We start from the raw sequence: 17,179 nt of genomic DNA on the forward strand, positions 1-17,179 counted from the left end.
ATCATACATTTGACAGAAAAGAAATAATCACAAAATATTACTGATTATGAGTACTGACTGATTGATTCAACCAAATCAAAACCACCCGTCCAACGGGTGGTTTGCACTTGGGGTATAACCCCCTGTTGCCAAACTGCGCCTAAAGACGCTAGCCTGACAAATAAATTGTTCAGGCTCAGTGTAACTTGTCACTTTCACTTACCAGTTAAACTGGTTTACTTTTGCTTGCTACTGTTTCTGTTGAATGGATCTTCATACTCTTTCACACTCAGTTTATCAACTGCTTGGTCATGTGCTTCCTGTTCACGTATATATTTTGCGACGGTTGCTTCATTTAAGCCTACTGTGCTGACGTAGTATCCCTCAGCCCAAAATTTCCGATTTCCGTATTTATACTTCAGGCTTGCATGCTTCTCGAATATCATCAATGAGCTTTTTCCCTTTAGATATCCCATGAATGATGATACTGAGATTTTTGGAGGAATTGCTACTAACATATGTACATGATCTGGCATCATGTGACCTTCTAAGATTTCCACTCCCTTGTATTTACATAAACGCTTGAAAATTTCAACCAAGTCTCTCCTTACTTGATTATAGATCTCTTTCCGTCTATACTTCGGGGTGAACACAATGTGGTATTTGCACATCCACTTCGTGTGAGCTAGACTATAGTTCTTGTTTGCCATCTAAGACCATTCCTTTCATTGAGCCTGAACATCTCAATTTTATCGGGATGGTCTTGTTGGTCAAACCCTCGATCCCTCCACCCGCATAGCGGGTGGTTTTTTGTTTCGTGCGGTTCACGCACTCAACGGGCTAAAGCCCATAATAAAAATAGACCTCACCATGTGAGGCCTATATGTATAAGTCCGATTTATTCAAAACACGCGGAATAGACTTCTCCTACACCAAAAATCCCTATCAGTGCGCTTATCACTTCTTTGCCAGCAGTGTTAGCGGCATCTTGTACACCCATTTTGATAGCCTCCGTCGTAGATAAGCCCATTCCTTTGGCTACTTTGTAGGTTTCCAGAACTTTTGTCACGAACTTCACAGTTCCACCGGCTGCCTTAATGGCATCTTTTATTTTGGTAATCTTAGCTGGCGCAAAAACAAGAGCTGCCACAGCCAATCCTACTGCAGACAAGCACCCAATAGCTCCACTCGTGGCATACTCGGAGACGCGAAATTCCGTATTCGCATTGAACCATTCCATGATCGCATCAGGACCGCGCTGAATAACATCATTAGGCATTCTTACGATTGCAGCAAGAGCATTTTCCACTTCAGTAAAATTTGGATCGGCCTGAGAAATTTCCGTACTGACAGGCGGGCTTGCTTGACTTGCCGCTGCGCTTGCCGCGCTCCCCTACGAAAACACACTGACCGTAATTGCGGTGACCAGCGACAGTGCCTTCATTCCAAAACATGGTGCCGTCACCCTTCCATACAGGAAATATCATACATTTTCCATGTTATCATGTTGCATAATGCTTTCAATTATGGATTTATTAAACAGGAGTGATTTAAATTAAAAAACTGACAATAGGTTATATTATTCTAGCAATCATTGTAGCATTCGCTATTTTCGCTTACTTTTTCATCCCCTATCCGTTCGTAAAGGAGATTGCTGTTTCTGGCTGCATTTTATATTTCGCAATTATGATGCTCCTACTAAGAATAAAGGACGATAAGGAGCATCCAGATAGAGCGAATAAAAAGACGGGCATTTACTCCGAATTTTACAGAGGAGTTTACATCGGTTTCGGTATCGTTCTGGGCATTAATTTTTTCATTCAACTATTTTCCGATGATTAGATCATGAAAATTACTTCTAGGGTATTCACATATACCTATGCCGCTATTTTGGGTATTATCTATTTAGTAAAGAGGAACAAGTAACGGAAGCCGTAATTCAATAAATCCCCCTCGATGTGGACATGATTTCCCCTTTAACCGGTTATAGTATCATGGAATACCAAACGAGGAGGGATCTGTGCAATGGAGGACACCAAGCAATTTGTAGAAAAGCTGCACGAGGATCAGCAGAAAGCAAAGCGCAACCAGCAGCGCCATGGCGAAGGTAACCCGGGTTCGAGCTTGCCAGGAAAGCAGCACAGCACGAACAAATAAAAAGGATAGCCGCGCATAAATCCAGAGCCGCATTCATGCAGCAAGGATTCATGCACGGCTTATTTACTATATAAGGGATATCATTCAACCTGCATCATCGAACTTCATCCACAATGGCAAACGGAATGACGGGCGCATGCGTTGACTTATACGAACACGCAGCAGTACGATAGACAGGAGGCTTTCAATATTCGGCCGACTGAATGGACAAGCTAGGGAAGTCCAATTTGGAGCCTTACAGACTTAGTACACTGAATCATGATCCGGGGTGGAACCATTTGTAATTCAAAAGCAAGTTACGCTAACAATACAACGAACAGAACTGCCGAAACTAACCACGTAAGACTACGCCGCACTGATATCAGCCAAGCTGCCGCCGTCCTTGCACAAGGATTTATGGATGACCCGTTATATGAGCACATGCTTCCAGAACGGACAACCCGCCTGGAGGTGCTTACCATCTTCTTCCGCAACTATATCACCATGCTGTATGAGGAAGCCGACCTGTATGCAACGTCCGAACGGCTGGAAGCGGTTGCCCTCGTGTTCCGCTCTGAGCGGGCCGGAGTATCTCAGCTCTCTCATGTAAGGTATCTGTACCGAATTGCTATTGCAATTATCAAATCAATTCCGATGTGCCGTTATATCCGCTTCTCTCAATTCATACGCGGATTGTCTACGCTGAACGCCATGAGCTCCGCCTGGCTATCCGAACTAAATGAGCATGACTATATCCATTTAGACATGCTTGTCGTGCAGCCGCAATACCGCGGTCAAGGTTTCGTCAGCCTATTGATGAGGCCCTTGCTCACCGAATGCAATGCGCGCGGGATCCCTTGCACTCTGGAGACACATAACCCGAGCAACATTTCCTTGTATGGACATTATGGATTCGAAGTGGTGGATACAATCCCAATGCCCGGGAACAGCGCATCCCAACAATATTGCATGGTGTATCGTCCCGATAAATAAATCGTTTACGTCTTTTTCATGAATTCGCAATTACTGAGCTGCATATAATCAATTATCCATTGAGCATAGGTTAAAATAACCTATGCTCTAATTTATATACGAACAGGAGGACATATGTATATTGATATTCTGTTGCTTCATCATCTCATGATTAAGCCCAAGCACGGCTATGAGGTAAAGAAGCAGTTGGAGCGTCTGTTCGCTGACACCATCCGAGTGAACAACAACATGCTCTACCCCTCCCTTCGCAAGTTCGAACAAATGGGGGCCATTACGAAAGAAGTGGACACCCGGCCTGGTAAGCCTTCCCGCCACATGTACGCCATTACTGAGCTAGGTAAAAAGATGTTCCATAAGCTGCTGCGAGAATTTCCCCCGGAATTTGCAGCTCATGAAAATGAATTCATTGTTCGCGTCAGTTTGTTCGAATATTTGCAGATTCCCGAACAGGAGGCGATTTTGAACGCCCGAACCGATTATCTTCGCAGCCAACTCGAAATCATTACTCAAGGACAATCGCTCACCGAAGGCAAACCTTTCGCCATAAGCACATTTCAATTCTTGATCAAGAAGCTGCGAGACGAACTGAACTGGATCGAAACTCTTAACGACCAGCTATACAGTTACAAAGGAGGGAATTCGATTGAAAACAAAGGGTGAAATCTTTATTCATGAGATTACCGGGTTCAAAACGAAAGAGCAGTTGTGGAATCCGTATGCCTGGTTTCAACATATGCGTGAAAAGAACCCGGTCTACTATGACGCGGAGCAGGATGTGTGGAATGTATTCCGCTATGAGGATGCAAAACGAGTTCTCTCGGATCATCAGCTCTTCTCCAGCATACGTGAGCGCAGCATCGTCCCCGTGCCGAGGGATAACAGCGGTATCAGCCTGACCCTCTCGGATCCGCCGATTCATCGAAAGCGCCGAGCGCTTATTGCCAAAGCATTCGTTCCACGCAGCTTGGAGCAATGGAAGCCGAAAATTCAGGCAATCGTCGATGGATTGCTCGACAACATGCAAACACAAAGCACGGTGGACATTGTGAAGGCATACGCTGTCCCGCTGCCTGTGACGGTAATTGCCGATCTGCTTGGCGTGCCATCCCGCGATTGGGCTCAGATTAAGCGTTGGTCCAACATTCTGTTCATGGGCCATCACCGGGGCAGCATTGAACATCAGAAGCTTCAAAAAGACATGGCCATGAAGGAGTTCTCGGAATATTTACACCCCCTGGTTCTGGAGAAACGCACTCACCCTCAAGACGACATCTTATCCGACCTGACTATGGCAGAATACGAAGGAAGCCGATTGACCGATGAGGAGATTGTAAGAACCGGAATCGGCCTGCTGGGTGCCGGCAATGAAACGACAACTACGCTCATCACGAATTGCTTTTATTGTCTGCTCTACGATCAACCGTCTGCTTACGAAGAACTGTGCCAACATCCCGCGCTTGTCCCGCAAGCAATCGATGAAGCGCTGCGCTACCGGTTCCACATATGCATAGATCGAACGATTACGCAGGATACGAATGTATTCGGCCCGCCTATGAAAAAGGGGCAGATCGTGATCGCTTGGATGAGTTCCGCAAATCGGGACGACAGACAATTTGCCCACCCGGAGAAATTTGATATTCATCGCACAGGCAACGACAAGCATTTGACCTTCGGCAGCGGCCATCATTTCTGTCTCGGTGCACCACTTGCCCGGCTAGAGGCAGAATATGCGCTAACATCCTTCCTTAAACGGTTCCCTTCCGCTTCCGTATCGGAGACCTTCCGCCTTGACGAGCATATGCCTGATCACAACCACAAACTCTCCAGCCTGCCGATTCGTATTTATGAATAGCCCATTTCCTTCTTCAACTCTGACTTTCCTTCCCCGACAAAAGGATCCGTATTTTTAGCAAATTCGACAATTTTTTTAAATGAACCTACAGAAGTCAATCCGCCCCGTTGCATTTCTATCAACCTTTCGATATGCTAAAGATAACTATCTTCATCTATGAAAAGGAATGTTTCGACATGCAGGATTGGATTGACTATTGTTTTGACAAACAAGGCGCTCGTCTAACCTACCCGTTCGGTGACGAAGTTCCCGTATTTCGCGTAGGCGGCAAAATGTTTGCTTTGTTCCGTGAAACGGACGGTTCTCCAAGTGTTACGTTGAAGTGTGACCCCTTCCGTGCCGAGTCCCTGCGCGAGCAATTCGCCGAGATTACACCGGGTTATCACATGAACAAACGGCATTGGAACACGGTGGCGCTCAATGGCAGCTTGAGTGAGCAGGATATTAAGATGCTCATTGACCATTCTTATGATCTCGTTTATAAGTCATTGACGAGGGAAGAGAAAGCAATCATTACCGCGAATCAATTAATGGGGCGAGTGTAGGTGAGCAATCACCTTTACGGTTCGGAGGACGTCAATGTCCTACATGGATGACGTCTTTTTGCGGACAATAAGACAAGGGATGTGCCAAACGGCACATCCCTTGTCTTATTTCAGGCAAATAAAATAGCCAGCCCGAACACAAGTATGCGAGTCACATTCATCAGAACGAAGTTCTTCACTGCCAATACGAAGGTGCGTTCCTTCGTCTGCTCCTGTATGAACCCCTTCATATTTTTTCTCACGGGAACGAATGTCGCTGCAATTAGTAGCAGCAGCACTGGATGCACCCCAATGATATAGAGGACAATGACATCCAGGTACGCCGCCGCATACAGCCATTGAAACAACACTAGCGCACTTGGCTTCCCAATATATACAGGCAAGGTATACCGCTTATTCACCAAGTCATCCTCAATGTCACAGATGTTGTTCGCCAGCATAATATTGGCGATACCTAGAATTGCTGGAATAGATATCACAAATACAAGCAGGACCTCCATGATATTAATGTCGAGATGCGCCATCCGAAGATCCAGTGTCAATGAGACAAGCTGCTCTTTATCCACATGAATGTATGCAGAAATAAAAATGATCACGAACCCCATAAATAATCCCGAGAACAGCTCACCTAGCGGCATGCGCGATATTGCAATCGGTCCAAGCGAATACAGAAACCCGACAAGGAAAGATAAGCCCCCTAACCCGAGAATCAGAATATCAGTCTGCAGCACCAACGCGATTCCAGAACTGATGGCCGCCACAAGCAGCGATGCAATCGCCCATACTACTGTTGATTCCTTCAGCCCATAGGAAACAATCGCATTATGAATCTCGTAGCCATATCCGTGCGTTTTAATTGCCTTTTTGTAATCAATATAGTTGTTGATGGCCGTCGTCGCCATGTCAAAGGACAATAGGGAGACGAACATAAGTAGGAAATGAACCGGCCGGAATTCATGGAATCGAAACAACGCGTACAATGTCCCAATAAAGAACGGAATCATGCTTGCGACCTTCGTTTGAATTTCGACCAGCTTCAGAAATTGTCCGACTTTCACGTTATGACATCCTTTACATGTCCCAATGGGTTGGTCTATGTACCGACAGAGTTCCCGATACTTCGTAAAATATATCAAAATCCTGCTTATTCGGGTAGTAGGGGAAATTGTAATTCCGCCAAATCCGGCGCAATTAAGAGGAAATGCAAGCAAGAAGGTCAATATTTCACTTAAAACTAGAATTATTTCCTAACAATCGATATGATTGGTTATTCTCCGCCTTCGAAATGCGGTTTATACAAAATGGAGTGAGCGTGCGCTAGAGCGAGAAATCGGGACCTGATTGTTACTGCAAGGCAAAATGCAGCGCTTGTTCAATTATGTACGATCGATCGCTTCCACTGTACACAAACCCTTAAAAATTGAGGAATAATGTGGGTTTTCAGGCTGTAATCGGCCTCTCAATTGTGACAGTATTGGTACACTTGATGGTCTTAGGGGCAATTATGAACAAATTTCAAAAACGGCGATTTTGGCGGAAATTCAATGATATTTATCACTTTTTCGGATTTTGGGCACATTTCAGGCAGGAAAACTAAACCCTAATTTGGATATCAATGTAAACAAAGGAGCACTATGTCATTTGTAATTCTGAGAGCTTCCTAATAAGATATAGCATGATTACAATATCCCGATTTCCTTCCATATATAAAGCCAACCAACAGAGAAAGGGGTACCTTGATGAAAAAGAAAGGGTTGTTATTCACCTTATTCGCAGCTCTTCTTGTCCTCTTGACCGGTTGTGATTCATTAGATGTTATGAATCCGAAAGGTCCGATGGCCAAGACGCAATCCGACGTCATTATTTTCTCCATGATTGTCATGGCGGGAATCTTGTTCGTCGTGTATGCACTTTATATTTTCATGTTAACGAAGTATCGCGCTTCCAAAGCAGCACCTGATTATGAGCCTCCTCACGAGGAAGGAAGCAAGTGGCTGGAGATTACATGGACGTTAATCCCGGTTATCATCGTAACTGTGCTGTCTGTCGTGACGATTCGCTCTACTGTAGCAGTTGAATCGCCGCCAGAAGGATATGACAATCAGAAGCCGCTCGTTATCTATGCCGCATCTTCCAACTTTAAATGGCATTTCAGCTATCCAGAAGAGGGCATTGAAACCGTAAACTATTTGAATATTCCGACGAATCGCCCAATCGAGTTCCGTCTCTATTCTTACGGACCGATTACAAGCTTCTGGGTACCGCAGCTTGGCGGTCAGAAGTACGCGATGAGCGACATGGTGACGACGCTTCACCTTGCAGCTGATCATGAGGGTTCATTCGATGGTAAAAACTCTAACTTCAGCGGTAAAGGCTTCGCGCACATGCAGTTCGAAGTGCTTGCCATGTCACCTGCCAAATACACAGAGTGGGTAAAAGAAGTGAAAGGTTCTGCTTCTGAATTGACGGAAGAGGAATTCAACTCCTTGCTGAAAACTGAATTTGTGGGACGGAAAACATATTCCTCCACACACCTGACATTTAGACCAGCACCAGAGGGTGAACACGGCGGCCACCACCATGGCGGATCGTCAAATGGCGACTCTCATAAGGAATCGGATAAAGAAATGGATCATTCGAAGATGGATCACTCCAATATGGATCACTCGAACATGAACCATTCCAACAATGAACACCAAGAGATGGAACATGCTCAACATGGCAACTAGAACGAACAAGAAAGGAGTAATTTGAGACTATGAAATGGGACGAATTTTTCGTTACCGGCGAACCGATGATTTATGGCGCTATGGCCAGCATCGTGCTCGTGACGATAGCCATCATCTTCTGCTTGACCTATTTCAAAAAGTGGGGCTATCTGTGGCGGGAATGGCTGACAACCGTTGACCATAAGAAAATCGGGATCATGTACATCTTGAGTGCCTTGATCATGCTGTTCCGCGGCGGTATGGATGCTCTGATGATGCGTACGCAGCTGGCTGCGCCTGATATGAAGTTCCTGGATGCCCAGCACTATAATGAAGTATTTACAACGCACGGCGTTATTATGATTCTCTTTATGGCAATGCCATTTATTATCGGCTTGATGAACGTAGTCGTTCCGCTCCAAATCGGGGCACGCGACGTTGCATTCCCTCGCCTGAACGCAGTCAGCTTCTGGCTGTTCTTCTGGGGAGCAATGCTGTTCAACATCTCGTTCGTTATCGGGGGCTCCCCGGACGCAGGCTGGACTTCTTACTTCCCGCTTGCAGGTCCTGAGCTCGCACCGAAGATCGGGAACAACTTCTATGCGATCGCTTTGCAGATTGCAGGTCTTGGTACTTTGATGACAGGTGTCAACTTCATCGTTACGATCTTGAGAATGCGCGCACCAGGCATGACTTTGATGAAAATGCCAATGTTCACGTGGTCGGTTCTGATCACGAACGTTATCATTTTGTTCGCATTCCCTGTACTGACTGTAGCGCTTGCGCTTATGACATTCGACCGCATGTTCGGCTCTCAGTTCTTCTCGATGGCCAACGGCGGTATGGATATGCTCTGGGCCAACCTGTTCTGGGTATGGGGACATCCTGAGGTATATATCGTTATCTTGCCGGCCTTCGGTATATATAGTGAAATTATCTCAACGTTCTCTCGCAAGAACTTGTACGGTTACAAATCGATGGTTGTCAGTATGGTTGCCATCTCGCTCTTGTCCTTCCTCGTGTGGGCGCATCACTTCTACACGATGGGTCATGGCGCAATGGTTAACGGATTCTTCTCCGTTAGTACGATGGCGATCTCGATTCCAACCGGGGTTAAGATATTTAACTGGCTGTTCACCCTCCATAAGGGTAAGATCCAGTTCACAACACCGATGCTGTACTCCTTAGCCTTCATTCCAATCTTCACGATTGGTGGCGTAACGGGCGTTATGCTGGCGATGGCAAGTGCTGACTATCAGTATCACAATACGATGTTCTTGGTTGCTCACTTCCACTACGTGTTGATTCCAGGTACCGTATTTGCGGTTATCGCAGGTATGTACTATTGGTTCCCTAAATTGTTCGGCTTCCGCCTGAACGAGCGTCTTGGTAAGATCAGCTTCTGGTTCATCGCTATCTTCTTCAACGTGACATTCCTTCCATTGTTCTTCTTGGGACTGAAAGGTATGACACGCCGTATGTACACGTACTCTGCAGAGACAGGCTTCGGCCCGCTCAACTTGCTTGCAACAATCGGCTCTGTCGGTTTGGCTATCGGTTTCGCGATTCTCGTGTACAACATTTACTGGAGCTTCCGCTACCAGCCAAGAGATACAACGAGCGATCCGTGGGATGCACGCTCGCTTGAATGGGCAACGCACAGTCCGGTGCCTGAATACAACTTTGCTATCGTTCCAAACGTGAAGAGCCTTGATGCCTTCTGGTTCTGGAAAAAGAACAAGCAACCATTGTTCGAAGGTGAGCTTGAAGAGATTCATATGCCGAACAATAACGGCCAGCCGTTCATTCTCGGTGTTATCTTCTTCTTCTGGGGATTCTTTATGGTATTTATGTGGTGGACACCTGCCATTATTACAAGCTTCCTCATTCTGATTATGCTTGCAGTGCGTTCCTTTGAACGGGATCATGGCCGCCATATCTCGGTGAAGGAAATCAGCAAGACGGAACAACAATTGCGGGGTGATAGAGCATGAAGATCGATAACACGCTGCCGCTAGAATATCAGACAGAGGAGAACCGCAACCGAATCTTCGGCTTCTGGTTGTTCCTCGGCGCGGAGATTGTACTCTTCGCGACCTTGTTCGCCGTTTACTTTACGTTGTGGACTCGCACGGGCAACGGCCCGTCTGCCAAGGAAATCTTTGAGATTAAGCCTGTATTGCTGGAGACATTCCTGCTCTTAACGAGTAGCTTCACTTGCGGACTTGCAATACACAGTATGCGCCTGAAACTGAAGAAGCCAGCCATGGTCTTCTTCGGAATCACGTTGCTGCTCGGCCTAGGCTTCCTGGGTGTTGAGATTTTTGAATTCGTCACTTACGTGCATGAAGGTGCAACGTTGCAAACTTCTGCCTTCCTGTCCAGCTTGTTCGTCTTGCTTGGAACACACGGTGCGCACGTAACAATGGGTCTCCTGTGGGGATCCGGATTGATGATGCAAATCAAGCGTGAAGGATTTACACATGATACAGCGAACAAGTCGTTCATCTTCTCGCTGTACTGGCACTTCCTTGATGTGGTATGGATCTTTATCTTCAGCTTCGTATACTTGAAAGGAATGATGTGATATGAAACAACTATTCCCGATACGTCATGTAATGGGTTATGTCTTCTCTCTCGTCCTTTCTGTTGTTGCGTTAGCCGTCATTGTATGGGATATGTCATTCACAACAGGACTTACAATCTTGATCATCTGCGCAGCTATCCAGGCTGCCGTGCAATTGTTCCTGTTCATGCATATCGATGAAGATAAGACAACGAAAACAGCCAACTATACGAATATTCTGTACGCGTTATTCGTAGCTCTCGTGACATTGTTCGGTACACTGTTCACGATGATCTGGGGCTACTTGTAAGAAGAACGAAGAGGCTATCCTTGAAGTCGCAAGACTTGGGATAGCCTCTTTTTTATTAAGCAACTCATTTCACCGATTTGATGTCGGTTTGGTCTTTTCCTATAAACTTCCCCTTTCCAGATTCGTCCTGTAATATAGGATATACATACATATTTGGAGGGAGATTTTTGAAGATTCTAAAGTGGTTGAACTATGTTTTAGCCGCAGCCGTATTGTTGACAGCCGCCGTCTTCCTCTTTCGTCCCACAATTGGCCCAGATCCAGATACCGATATCACCATCCGGATTAACTATGCAAAGGCAGAATTCAACGGTAAACCGATGCTTCAATCGGGACGGATATACGTGCCTATGTATTCACTTGGAGAACGTCTGTCCTTTTTTACCTGGATAGATAGCTCCAATGATACGATTCGGGTACTCGTTCCCGGTCAAGAGGCCATTATGAAGGTAGGGGAAACGCAAGTCTACACCTACGGAAAAACTGTAGAGCTCGAAGGATCCCCGATTTTGCATAACGGCGCGCTGTATGTTCCGCTTCAGCTATTCTCTTCCGTCTTACATGTACCGATGTCTTGGGAAAGCAGGACGGACACCGTGGATATTACGTATAACACGCCTTTTATATTCGCAAAAGAGAAAGGTGCCGCATTTTGGTTCCGCAAAAATACGGGTGAGCTGTATATGAGTACAGGGAATAAGCCCTTCCTACTCGAACATATAAACATGAAAACCTCAGATACCAGCAGATTAACTGCGTCCAGACTCAGTAATGACAGTTATATGCTGCAAATCGAAGATGACTCTGTTGCAGGCTATGTTATCTATAAAGCGATCATTCAACATCATAAAGTGGCGATTTCGTCCTTAGCCCAGTACAAGAGAAGCCGAAATAATCTTAGAAGTATTGATAGAGTCGGAGACTTATGGGTTATGATCGATGACAGCACCTTGAAGCTCGTTGCGTCGGACGGGACAGTCGAGGCTTCCTATCAGGCACAGGAGATATTCGGCGAAAAGGATACGTTTACTGTAGTAGGAGCCTTCGACAATTACTTGCTTATAACGTCTAGACAAAACATTTTGTATCTCTTCAATAGGAAGACGAAAGAATTAATAGCTCTATATAACCAGCTTCTGACTGACAAAGAAAAAGCATCGATCGACTCAGCAATAGCCAATGGGTTATACCATCTCGGCGACGGTCTTTACTTTGATAGGAAAGAGGGAGATGCGCTCTATTTTACTCGTCGAATCCCCGGCGTGAATCCGACCACCTATACGTACCGTTTGCAATGATATCAGTTACTAGTTGTACAAATCAGAGAGGATATTGAGGTCATACGACATCGATGTCCTCTCTTTACTTGGAGTCTCCTGAAACCATTTCCGTGCTAGTAGCATCTAAGGATTAAGCATACTCATAATTGGGAGGAGAAATACATGAAAAACACGAAGTCATTTAAGTTTTTCCTTGCTTTCACGCTTATGCTGTCGGCTACCGGCACTATACTTCAGCCCCAGGCAAACGCTAGCTCAAGCCCCCGCATTTCAATCACCATTAATAATATCGATGCAACGTTAAGTCATGATCCTATGAAACGTTCAGGAAGAGTTTACGTTCCCTTACGAGATCTTGGAGCGCTTCTCTCTCTGCACACAAGCTGGAATCCTAACACCAAATCGATCCAAGTGCTTGGCGTGGGACAAGAGATTTTACTGCGGTCTAATGATTCCAAGGCGATGGTGAACGGGAAGAGCATCAAGATCGACGCTCCACCTATCGTCAAGCAAGGCGTTACCTATGTGCCGCTTCAACTGTTCGCGTCCGTGCTAAAGGTGCCGCTGACTTGGAACGCCAAGACGAACACGGTTAGTGCCAATTACACTTCGCCATACCTATATACGAGTGTACAGGGCACTCCATTCTGGTTCCATAAGAAAGACGGCACACTGTACATGAGTACGGGCAGCAAGCCTTTAACAGTCGGGAAGACAAGTATGGACATTAAAGAAATCAGTACGTTTACCGCGGCCAAACTAGATGCCAAAAGTTATCTCCTGCAAATTCACGACAATTATGGCGAGCCTCACATCAACGATGTTGTATTTAGAGCCATCGTCCATAAGGAGAAACTGGCATTATCCTCCAAGGTTAGTTACTGGGGGCATCATAACCACGAAAGTATCGAGAAAGCTGGCGATCTTATCGTCATGATTGATGGAAAAACCCTGAAGCTCGCCGATGCAAAGGGAACCGTAAAGGCTTCCTATCAGGCCAAGGATCTATTTGGCGAAGAAGATAATTTCACCGTTGAAGGAGCTATTGACGGGTATCTCCTTGTTCGACCATACCAAAAGGGTACATTACAGTTGTTAAATACGAAAACGAAAGAATCCGTGCTTCTTTACAAAGAACTTTTGAGCGAACAAGATAAAGAGATAATCGACACGATGATCAAAGACGGGGCCACCGGAGATTCAGACTACGCTGGGGATAGATTATCTTTCGTGAAAAAAGAGGGCAAAACACTCTATTTCAATAGAAATGAAAACTCCCACACTTATCAGTTGAAGTAATGCGGCAAAGAGCCTTCGGGACTGCCCACATCCGGGTCGACCTGAAGGCTCTGCTATGCTGTCGCTGAATCTCGGTCATCAATTGACTTCAGTCGCACTGGGAAACCCCTGCTTTCAATATTTCAACTGCCTCACGAAAACGAAGAGAATGTACGATTTCCCGCTCCCGAAGGAAATTTAACGCATCCTTAAGATCCTCATCGTCCGTTAAATCGATAAGGGATTGATACATAGCGCGCCCCCTCTCTTCCAATGCAATATCCTCATTTAAGTTGGCAATTGGATCGCCGACTGCCTGAATATAGGACGCTGTCCACAGTACTCCCTGCGCATTTTGATAAAAAAGATCCCGCCCGTGTTCAGCGTAGTAACCGCCCAGTCCCGCCTCCACGAGCTGCTCAACGGTCGCATCTTTAGTTAACTTATATATCATCGTCGCTATCATCTCCAAATGTGCCAGCTCTTCTGTACCGATATCATTCAAAATGGCAATTACTTGCGGAGGCATTGTATATCGTTGATTCAAATAACAGAGCGCCTGTGACAGCGGCCCGTTCGGCCCCCCATAGGCTTCAAACAGAAATTTGGCCATTCTCACGTCACACTTGCTAACCCGTACGGGAAATTGCAAGGCTTTTTCATAGAACCACATCTATATCCCCCTTACACTTGCCACGGCCATGGCTGATCAACCCACTGCCAATGGCATCGCGGTGATTTGCTTAGCCCAAAGTTAAATAGGGGCCCGAATCTGCATTCGAACTTCCTTGCCACTTCCCTGCGCTGCTTCACGAGTTGATTGAATTGGTTGATTGCTGCCGCATCGTCAGGGTGATTGTCCAAATATAAGTTCAGTTCTACCAATGCAAATTGGATTTCCTGCAGCTGCGTGAGCAATTTATCAAAATCCGACTGATCCATTCGAGAGCTCCCTTCTATATCGATCTTCTGTGATAAGGACTGTAAAGATCCCGCCACAGCGTTCCCAACCTCATTGCTCGAGAAAGGGGAAACATAGGCAATCCGGATGGTTGAAATGGGATAAGGACGCTTGGAGGCAAGACATATGTTTTAACTCTTACAGGCATGCAGGGATCATGTGGAGAAATATGCGGGAAATAACGTCTTATTTGCGAGCGCATGAACGGTACCTCCTCTCTCATGTCGTTCACTCTATTCTATTAAGCCGCATACGAGAAGGAATCGTATACGCACACATTTTGAACCTTTATTTCGTACGTAATACACGATGGGTTTGACAAGAAAAACATTCCATCTTATAATTCACTTAAATACGTAATTACGTATTTCAATAATTTGTTTGGAGTGATGCATGATGGTATCTTCACGCAACGTGGAAGCTGAGTTGGATGTACTGAAAGCTCAATTAGAAGAAGTGCATCAGCTAGTCAGACGACTCGCATCAGACGGCGCTGTGCCGGGTCAGAGAGCATTCGAAATGCCCCTTACACAGTCCGTGCATCAAAGCTATGACAGAGAAGACCTCGGGGAATTGAATTACTCAGGTTCTTATTACAACAGCACGAATGAACTCTACCATTTGCCTCCTTGTCAACGACGAGTAAGCCAATTGCTTACCTTAGACAGTGATAAGGCCGCCAAGGTACTCGGCGCGCTCGGGCATAAACAGCGTCTTGAGATTCTGATCTCCCTACTGCAAGGGCCGCAAACTGGACCGCAGCTTGTAGAACGGCTTCATATGGGGACAACTGGTCAATTGTATCACCACACGAAGGCTTTGCTTGGTGCTGATCTGCTCGTTCAGGAAGAACGGGGCGGAGCCTATTCCGTTCCCAAGCACCGTATCATGCCGCTTCTGCTGCTCCTATCAGCCGCTGCCGACTTGAACGACGCCAGCGACTACATGGAGATGGCAGAGGCACGGAGCAATGCCGGTACGTACTTGGGGGCACCTGAAGATGAATATGACCCGCATCTATTGATACAGGCTATCCTAGAGAACTGTATCCAAGAACACCAGGCGGGGTATTGTACAGAAGTGAACCTGTTTGTACATCAGGATAGAAGCGTTACCGTTGCGGACAACGGCCGAGGCATCCCAGTGAACGTGCTTCCCGGTCACGATGTTACACAGGCACAATCCGTTCTAACGGATATGGGAAGGTTCTCAAGAAGCGCTTCGTTCACAGCTCCTGGAGGAGAACAGGGGATTAGCATGGCGGTCGTCAATGCGCTCTCATCCACGCTTTCCGTGGAGATTCGCCGTGAAGGAAGAGTATTCCGCCAAGATTATAAGCAGGGTATTCCGCAGGGAGGATTACGGACAATCGGTATTACTCGAGATACAGGTACGAGCATCACATTCCTGCCGGACAATAAGCTTTTCCGCTTGGCAATCGAAACCGACATACTAGCTGCACAAGTTACCATAATTAACGAAGCTCATCCCGAATTAAACATTCGAATTCATCGTGAATAGCTGCACGCTTTAGGCACGAGGCTGGCCAAGAATCCAATCACACATCTTATGTTGTCGCGGTCTATAAAGGGATCTTGGCCCCCTGTCAGGCTGCTTGTCAGCGATCCGGTTAATCGATCAGCTTCAAGCCGACCACGCAGCCAATGATCCCCAATATACATAACAGGCGAAATGGGCGCTTCGACTCCTGGTATATCAACATCCCCACCAATGCAGAACCAACCGTCCCGACACCTGTCCATACGGCATAAGCGGTGGACAACGGTATTGTCTGCATTGCACCAATAAGCAATTTAAAGCTAAGGAAGAAGGCGGCAATCATCATAATGTTATTCGGCCAATTGTTCTTCTCAGCAACCCGTTTAATTCCGATGACACCAATGACTTCAAGCAGTCCAGCCGCGATTAATGTTATCCACGCCATCTCAATGCCCCTCCTTCCCGCTCGTCAGCTTCAATCCGATAATAAAGAGCAGCAGCAGCAGAATGATTCCGATTTTGATCGGATTAAACTCATGAGACATAACCGCTTCTACCACGACCGTTCCAACTGTCCCAATACCTGCAAATACAGCATACGTTGTCCCGATCGGTATGACCTTAGCAGCACGGATAATGAGATCGAAACTGAGCAACAGCGCTACAAGAACGACAAGCGGTGGAATTTGCTCGTATTTGAAGCCGCTGGCCCACACGATCTCTAAGGATCCTCCTAACACGATGTACAGCCAAGCACGATTGACAGATATTCGCTTGCTTTTTTTAGCAGCAGCTTCCGACCCTGGAGGCTGCATTGGAGGTCTCTCATTCATTTCCACCTTCTCCCCTCTTAGTTATGGTATTTCACACCTTTGTACCTAATCATTGTAATGTCAGTTCCTAATTTTTACTATCCTATTTATAGTTCTCTACTACGATTATCTTGAATTTTAGTAACTAAATTTTCAATAAATACAGTGAAATATAGCCCGATCGAGTCTTGTCCGTTTTTTTGCATCCACATACAATGACTTAGTATCGCAACCTAGCCCCTGTTTTTAGAGGAGGAAC

Annotated in this window: 21 protein-coding genes; 12 read left to right on the forward strand and 9 right to left on the reverse strand. The window is 46.0% G+C overall.

Annotated features, from left to right (window positions below; all coding sequences use genetic code 11):
• Positions 1-215: 215 nt before the first annotated feature.
• From tnpA to ACQ5BJ_RS18170, 3 genes are all read right to left on the reverse strand, one after another.
• Positions 216-689 (reverse strand): IS200/IS605 family transposase, encoded by a 474-nt coding sequence (tnpA, locus tag ACQ5BJ_RS18160; protein WP_430111814.1) that lies wholly within the window; start codon positions 687-689, stop codon positions 216-218.
• Between the two features lie 188 nt (positions 690-877).
• A complete protein-coding gene (locus ACQ5BJ_RS18165) occupies positions 878-1,150 on the reverse strand; it encodes a hypothetical protein (RefSeq protein WP_430111816.1) in 273 nt (90 codons plus the stop codon).
• 139 nt (positions 1,151-1,289) lie between these two features.
• Positions 1,290-1,433, reverse strand: a complete 144-nt coding sequence (locus ACQ5BJ_RS18170) for a hypothetical protein (RefSeq protein WP_268620331.1) — start codon at positions 1,431-1,433, stop codon at positions 1,290-1,292.
• A 571-nt stretch (positions 1,434-2,004) separates the two neighbouring features.
• Here ACQ5BJ_RS18170 and ACQ5BJ_RS18175 point away from each other — a divergent pair.
• The 5 genes from ACQ5BJ_RS18175 (at position 2,005) to ACQ5BJ_RS18195 (ending at position 5,505) form a co-directional block, all read left to right on the forward strand.
• Positions 2,005-2,136 (forward strand): DUF4023 family protein, encoded by a 132-nt coding sequence (locus ACQ5BJ_RS18175; RefSeq protein WP_268620330.1) that lies wholly within the window; start codon positions 2,005-2,007, stop codon positions 2,134-2,136.
• A gap of 396 nt (positions 2,137-2,532) precedes the next feature.
• Positions 2,533-3,108 carry a GNAT family N-acetyltransferase gene (locus tag ACQ5BJ_RS18180; RefSeq protein WP_040735720.1) on the forward strand — a complete coding sequence of 192 codons (576 nt, stop codon included), beginning with the start codon at positions 2,533-2,535 and terminating at the stop codon, positions 3,106-3,108.
• Positions 3,109-3,222: 114 nt separating this feature from the next.
• Positions 3,223-3,768 (forward strand): PadR family transcriptional regulator, encoded by a 546-nt coding sequence (locus ACQ5BJ_RS18185; protein WP_268620328.1) that lies wholly within the window; start codon positions 3,223-3,225, stop codon positions 3,766-3,768.
• Complete coding sequence (locus ACQ5BJ_RS18190; RefSeq protein ID WP_430111820.1) at positions 3,752-4,960, forward strand: cytochrome P450; 1,209 nt, start codon at positions 3,752-3,754, stop codon at positions 4,958-4,960. The genes ACQ5BJ_RS18185 and ACQ5BJ_RS18190 overlap by 17 nt, the downstream gene beginning before the upstream one ends.
• 176 nt (positions 4,961-5,136) lie before the next feature.
• On the forward strand, positions 5,137-5,505 hold the full coding sequence (locus ACQ5BJ_RS18195; protein ID WP_005545117.1) for an MmcQ/YjbR family DNA-binding protein: 369 nt from the start codon (positions 5,137-5,139) through the stop codon (positions 5,503-5,505).
• Positions 5,506-5,615: 110 nt separating this feature from the next.
• On the opposite strand, the gene ACQ5BJ_RS18200 is transcribed toward ACQ5BJ_RS18195, so the two are convergent.
• On the reverse strand, positions 5,616-6,563 hold the full coding sequence (locus ACQ5BJ_RS18200) for a prenyltransferase (RefSeq protein WP_430111822.1): 948 nt from the start codon (positions 6,561-6,563) through the stop codon (positions 5,616-5,618).
• Between the two features lie 681 nt (positions 6,564-7,244).
• On the opposite strand from ACQ5BJ_RS18200, the gene qoxA reads away from it, so the two are divergent.
• From qoxA to ACQ5BJ_RS18230, 6 genes are all read left to right on the forward strand, one after another.
• A complete protein-coding gene (gene qoxA / locus ACQ5BJ_RS18205; RefSeq protein WP_262866496.1) occupies positions 7,245-8,234 on the forward strand; it encodes a cytochrome aa3 quinol oxidase subunit II in 990 nt (329 codons plus the stop codon).
• 29 nt (positions 8,235-8,263) lie between these two features.
• Positions 8,264-10,207, forward strand: a complete 1,944-nt coding sequence (gene qoxB / locus ACQ5BJ_RS18210; protein WP_005545122.1) for a cytochrome aa3 quinol oxidase subunit I — start codon at positions 8,264-8,266, stop codon at positions 10,205-10,207.
• The gene (gene qoxC, locus ACQ5BJ_RS18215; RefSeq protein ID WP_005545123.1) at positions 10,204-10,800 is read left to right on the forward strand and encodes a cytochrome aa3 quinol oxidase subunit III; all 597 of its coding nucleotides are present in this window, start codon (positions 10,204-10,206) and stop codon (positions 10,798-10,800) included. Before qoxB ends, qoxC begins: the two co-directional genes overlap by 4 nt.
• 1 nt (position 10,801) lies before the next feature.
• Positions 10,802-11,089, forward strand: coding sequence for a cytochrome aa3 quinol oxidase subunit IV (gene qoxD, locus ACQ5BJ_RS18220; protein WP_005545125.1), 288 nt, complete (start codon positions 10,802-10,804; stop codon positions 11,087-11,089).
• Between the two features lie 167 nt (positions 11,090-11,256).
• The gene (locus ACQ5BJ_RS18225) at positions 11,257-12,387 is read left to right on the forward strand and encodes a copper amine oxidase N-terminal domain-containing protein (RefSeq protein WP_268620326.1); all 1,131 of its coding nucleotides are present in this window, start codon (positions 11,257-11,259) and stop codon (positions 12,385-12,387) included.
• Positions 12,388-12,531: 144 nt separating this feature from the next.
• Complete coding sequence (locus tag ACQ5BJ_RS18230; RefSeq protein ID WP_430111826.1) at positions 12,532-13,668, forward strand: copper amine oxidase N-terminal domain-containing protein; 1,137 nt, start codon at positions 12,532-12,534, stop codon at positions 13,666-13,668.
• 88 nt (positions 13,669-13,756) lie between these two features.
• Here the strand turns inward: ACQ5BJ_RS18230 and ACQ5BJ_RS18235 are convergent, their stop codons facing one another.
• From ACQ5BJ_RS18235 to ACQ5BJ_RS18245, 3 genes are read right to left on the reverse strand one after another with little or no spacing between them, the layout of a single operon-like run.
• The gene (locus ACQ5BJ_RS18235; protein WP_430111828.1) at positions 13,757-14,320 is read right to left on the reverse strand and encodes a manganese catalase family protein; all 564 of its coding nucleotides are present in this window, start codon (positions 14,318-14,320) and stop codon (positions 13,757-13,759) included.
• Between the two features lie 11 nt (positions 14,321-14,331).
• Positions 14,332-14,589, reverse strand: a complete 258-nt coding sequence (locus tag ACQ5BJ_RS18240) for a spore coat protein CotJB (protein ID WP_005545135.1) — start codon at positions 14,587-14,589, stop codon at positions 14,332-14,334.
• A gap of 14 nt (positions 14,590-14,603) precedes the next feature.
• Positions 14,604-14,831: a spore coat associated protein CotJA gene (locus ACQ5BJ_RS18245; RefSeq protein WP_306416454.1), complete on the reverse strand. Its 228-nt coding sequence runs from the start codon at positions 14,829-14,831 to the stop codon at positions 14,604-14,606.
• Positions 14,832-15,001: 170 nt separating this feature from the next.
• On the opposite strand from ACQ5BJ_RS18245, the gene ACQ5BJ_RS18250 reads away from it, so the two are divergent.
• Entirely contained in the window at positions 15,002-16,129 is a 1,128-nt protein-coding gene (locus tag ACQ5BJ_RS18250; protein ID WP_430111830.1) for an ATP-binding protein, read from the forward strand.
• 109 nt (positions 16,130-16,238) lie between these two features.
• On the opposite strand, the gene ACQ5BJ_RS18255 is transcribed toward ACQ5BJ_RS18250, so the two are convergent.
• Together ACQ5BJ_RS18255 and ACQ5BJ_RS18260 are read right to left on the reverse strand one after the other, a co-directional pair.
• Positions 16,239-16,553: a DMT family transporter gene (locus ACQ5BJ_RS18255; protein ID WP_268620323.1), complete on the reverse strand. Its 315-nt coding sequence runs from the start codon at positions 16,551-16,553 to the stop codon at positions 16,239-16,241.
• Between the two features lies 1 nt (position 16,554).
• Positions 16,555-16,941 (reverse strand): DMT family transporter, encoded by a 387-nt coding sequence (locus ACQ5BJ_RS18260; protein ID WP_262866497.1) that lies wholly within the window; start codon positions 16,939-16,941, stop codon positions 16,555-16,557.
• Positions 16,942-17,179: the final 238 nt, after the last annotated feature.

Source organism: Paenibacillus sp. B1-35, from assembly GCF_050474385.1.
In the GTDB taxonomy this organism is placed as follows: domain Bacteria; phylum Bacillota; class Bacilli; order Paenibacillales; family Paenibacillaceae; genus Paenibacillus_B; species Paenibacillus_B alvei.

Excerpts from the sequence above, each read along its gene's own strand:
- qoxD (WP_005545125.1), top strand. The coding sequence starts at position 10,802 with ATGAAACAACTATTCCCGATACGTCATGTAATGGGTTATGTCTTCTCT.
- ACQ5BJ_RS18170 (WP_268620331.1), bottom strand. The coding sequence starts at position 1,433 with ATGTTTTGGAATGAAGGCACTGTCGCTGGTCACCGCAATTACGGTCAG.
- ACQ5BJ_RS18175 (WP_268620330.1), top strand. The coding sequence starts at position 2,005 with ATGGAGGACACCAAGCAATTTGTAGAAAAGCTGCACGAGGATCAGCAG.
- ACQ5BJ_RS18260 (WP_262866497.1), bottom strand. The coding sequence starts at position 16,941 with ATGAATGAGAGACCTCCAATGCAGCCTCCAGGGTCGGAAGCTGCTGCT.
- tnpA (WP_430111814.1), bottom strand. The coding sequence starts at position 689 with ATGGCAAACAAGAACTATAGTCTAGCTCACACGAAGTGGATGTGCAAA.
- ACQ5BJ_RS18255 (WP_268620323.1), bottom strand. The coding sequence starts at position 16,553 with ATGGCGTGGATAACATTAATCGCGGCTGGACTGCTTGAAGTCATTGGT.
- ACQ5BJ_RS18185 (WP_268620328.1), top strand. The coding sequence starts at position 3,223 with ATGTATATTGATATTCTGTTGCTTCATCATCTCATGATTAAGCCCAAG.
- ACQ5BJ_RS18180 (WP_040735720.1), top strand. The coding sequence starts at position 2,533 with ATGGATGACCCGTTATATGAGCACATGCTTCCAGAACGGACAACCCGC.
- qoxB (WP_005545122.1), top strand. The coding sequence starts at position 8,264 with ATGAAATGGGACGAATTTTTCGTTACCGGCGAACCGATGATTTATGGC.
- qoxC (WP_005545123.1), top strand. The coding sequence starts at position 10,204 with ATGAAGATCGATAACACGCTGCCGCTAGAATATCAGACAGAGGAGAAC.
- ACQ5BJ_RS18250 (WP_430111830.1), top strand. The coding sequence starts at position 15,002 with ATGATGGTATCTTCACGCAACGTGGAAGCTGAGTTGGATGTACTGAAA.
- qoxA (WP_262866496.1), top strand. The coding sequence starts at position 7,245 with ATGAAAAAGAAAGGGTTGTTATTCACCTTATTCGCAGCTCTTCTTGTC.
- ACQ5BJ_RS18240 (WP_005545135.1), bottom strand. The coding sequence starts at position 14,589 with ATGGATCAGTCGGATTTTGATAAATTGCTCACGCAGCTGCAGGAAATC.
- ACQ5BJ_RS18195 (WP_005545117.1), top strand. The coding sequence starts at position 5,137 with ATGCAGGATTGGATTGACTATTGTTTTGACAAACAAGGCGCTCGTCTA.
- ACQ5BJ_RS18230 (WP_430111826.1), top strand. The coding sequence starts at position 12,532 with ATGAAAAACACGAAGTCATTTAAGTTTTTCCTTGCTTTCACGCTTATG.
- ACQ5BJ_RS18245 (WP_306416454.1), bottom strand. The coding sequence starts at position 14,831 with ATGAGAGAGGAGGTACCGTTCATGCGCTCGCAAATAAGACGTTATTTC.
- ACQ5BJ_RS18235 (WP_430111828.1), bottom strand. The coding sequence starts at position 14,320 with ATGTGGTTCTATGAAAAAGCCTTGCAATTTCCCGTACGGGTTAGCAAG.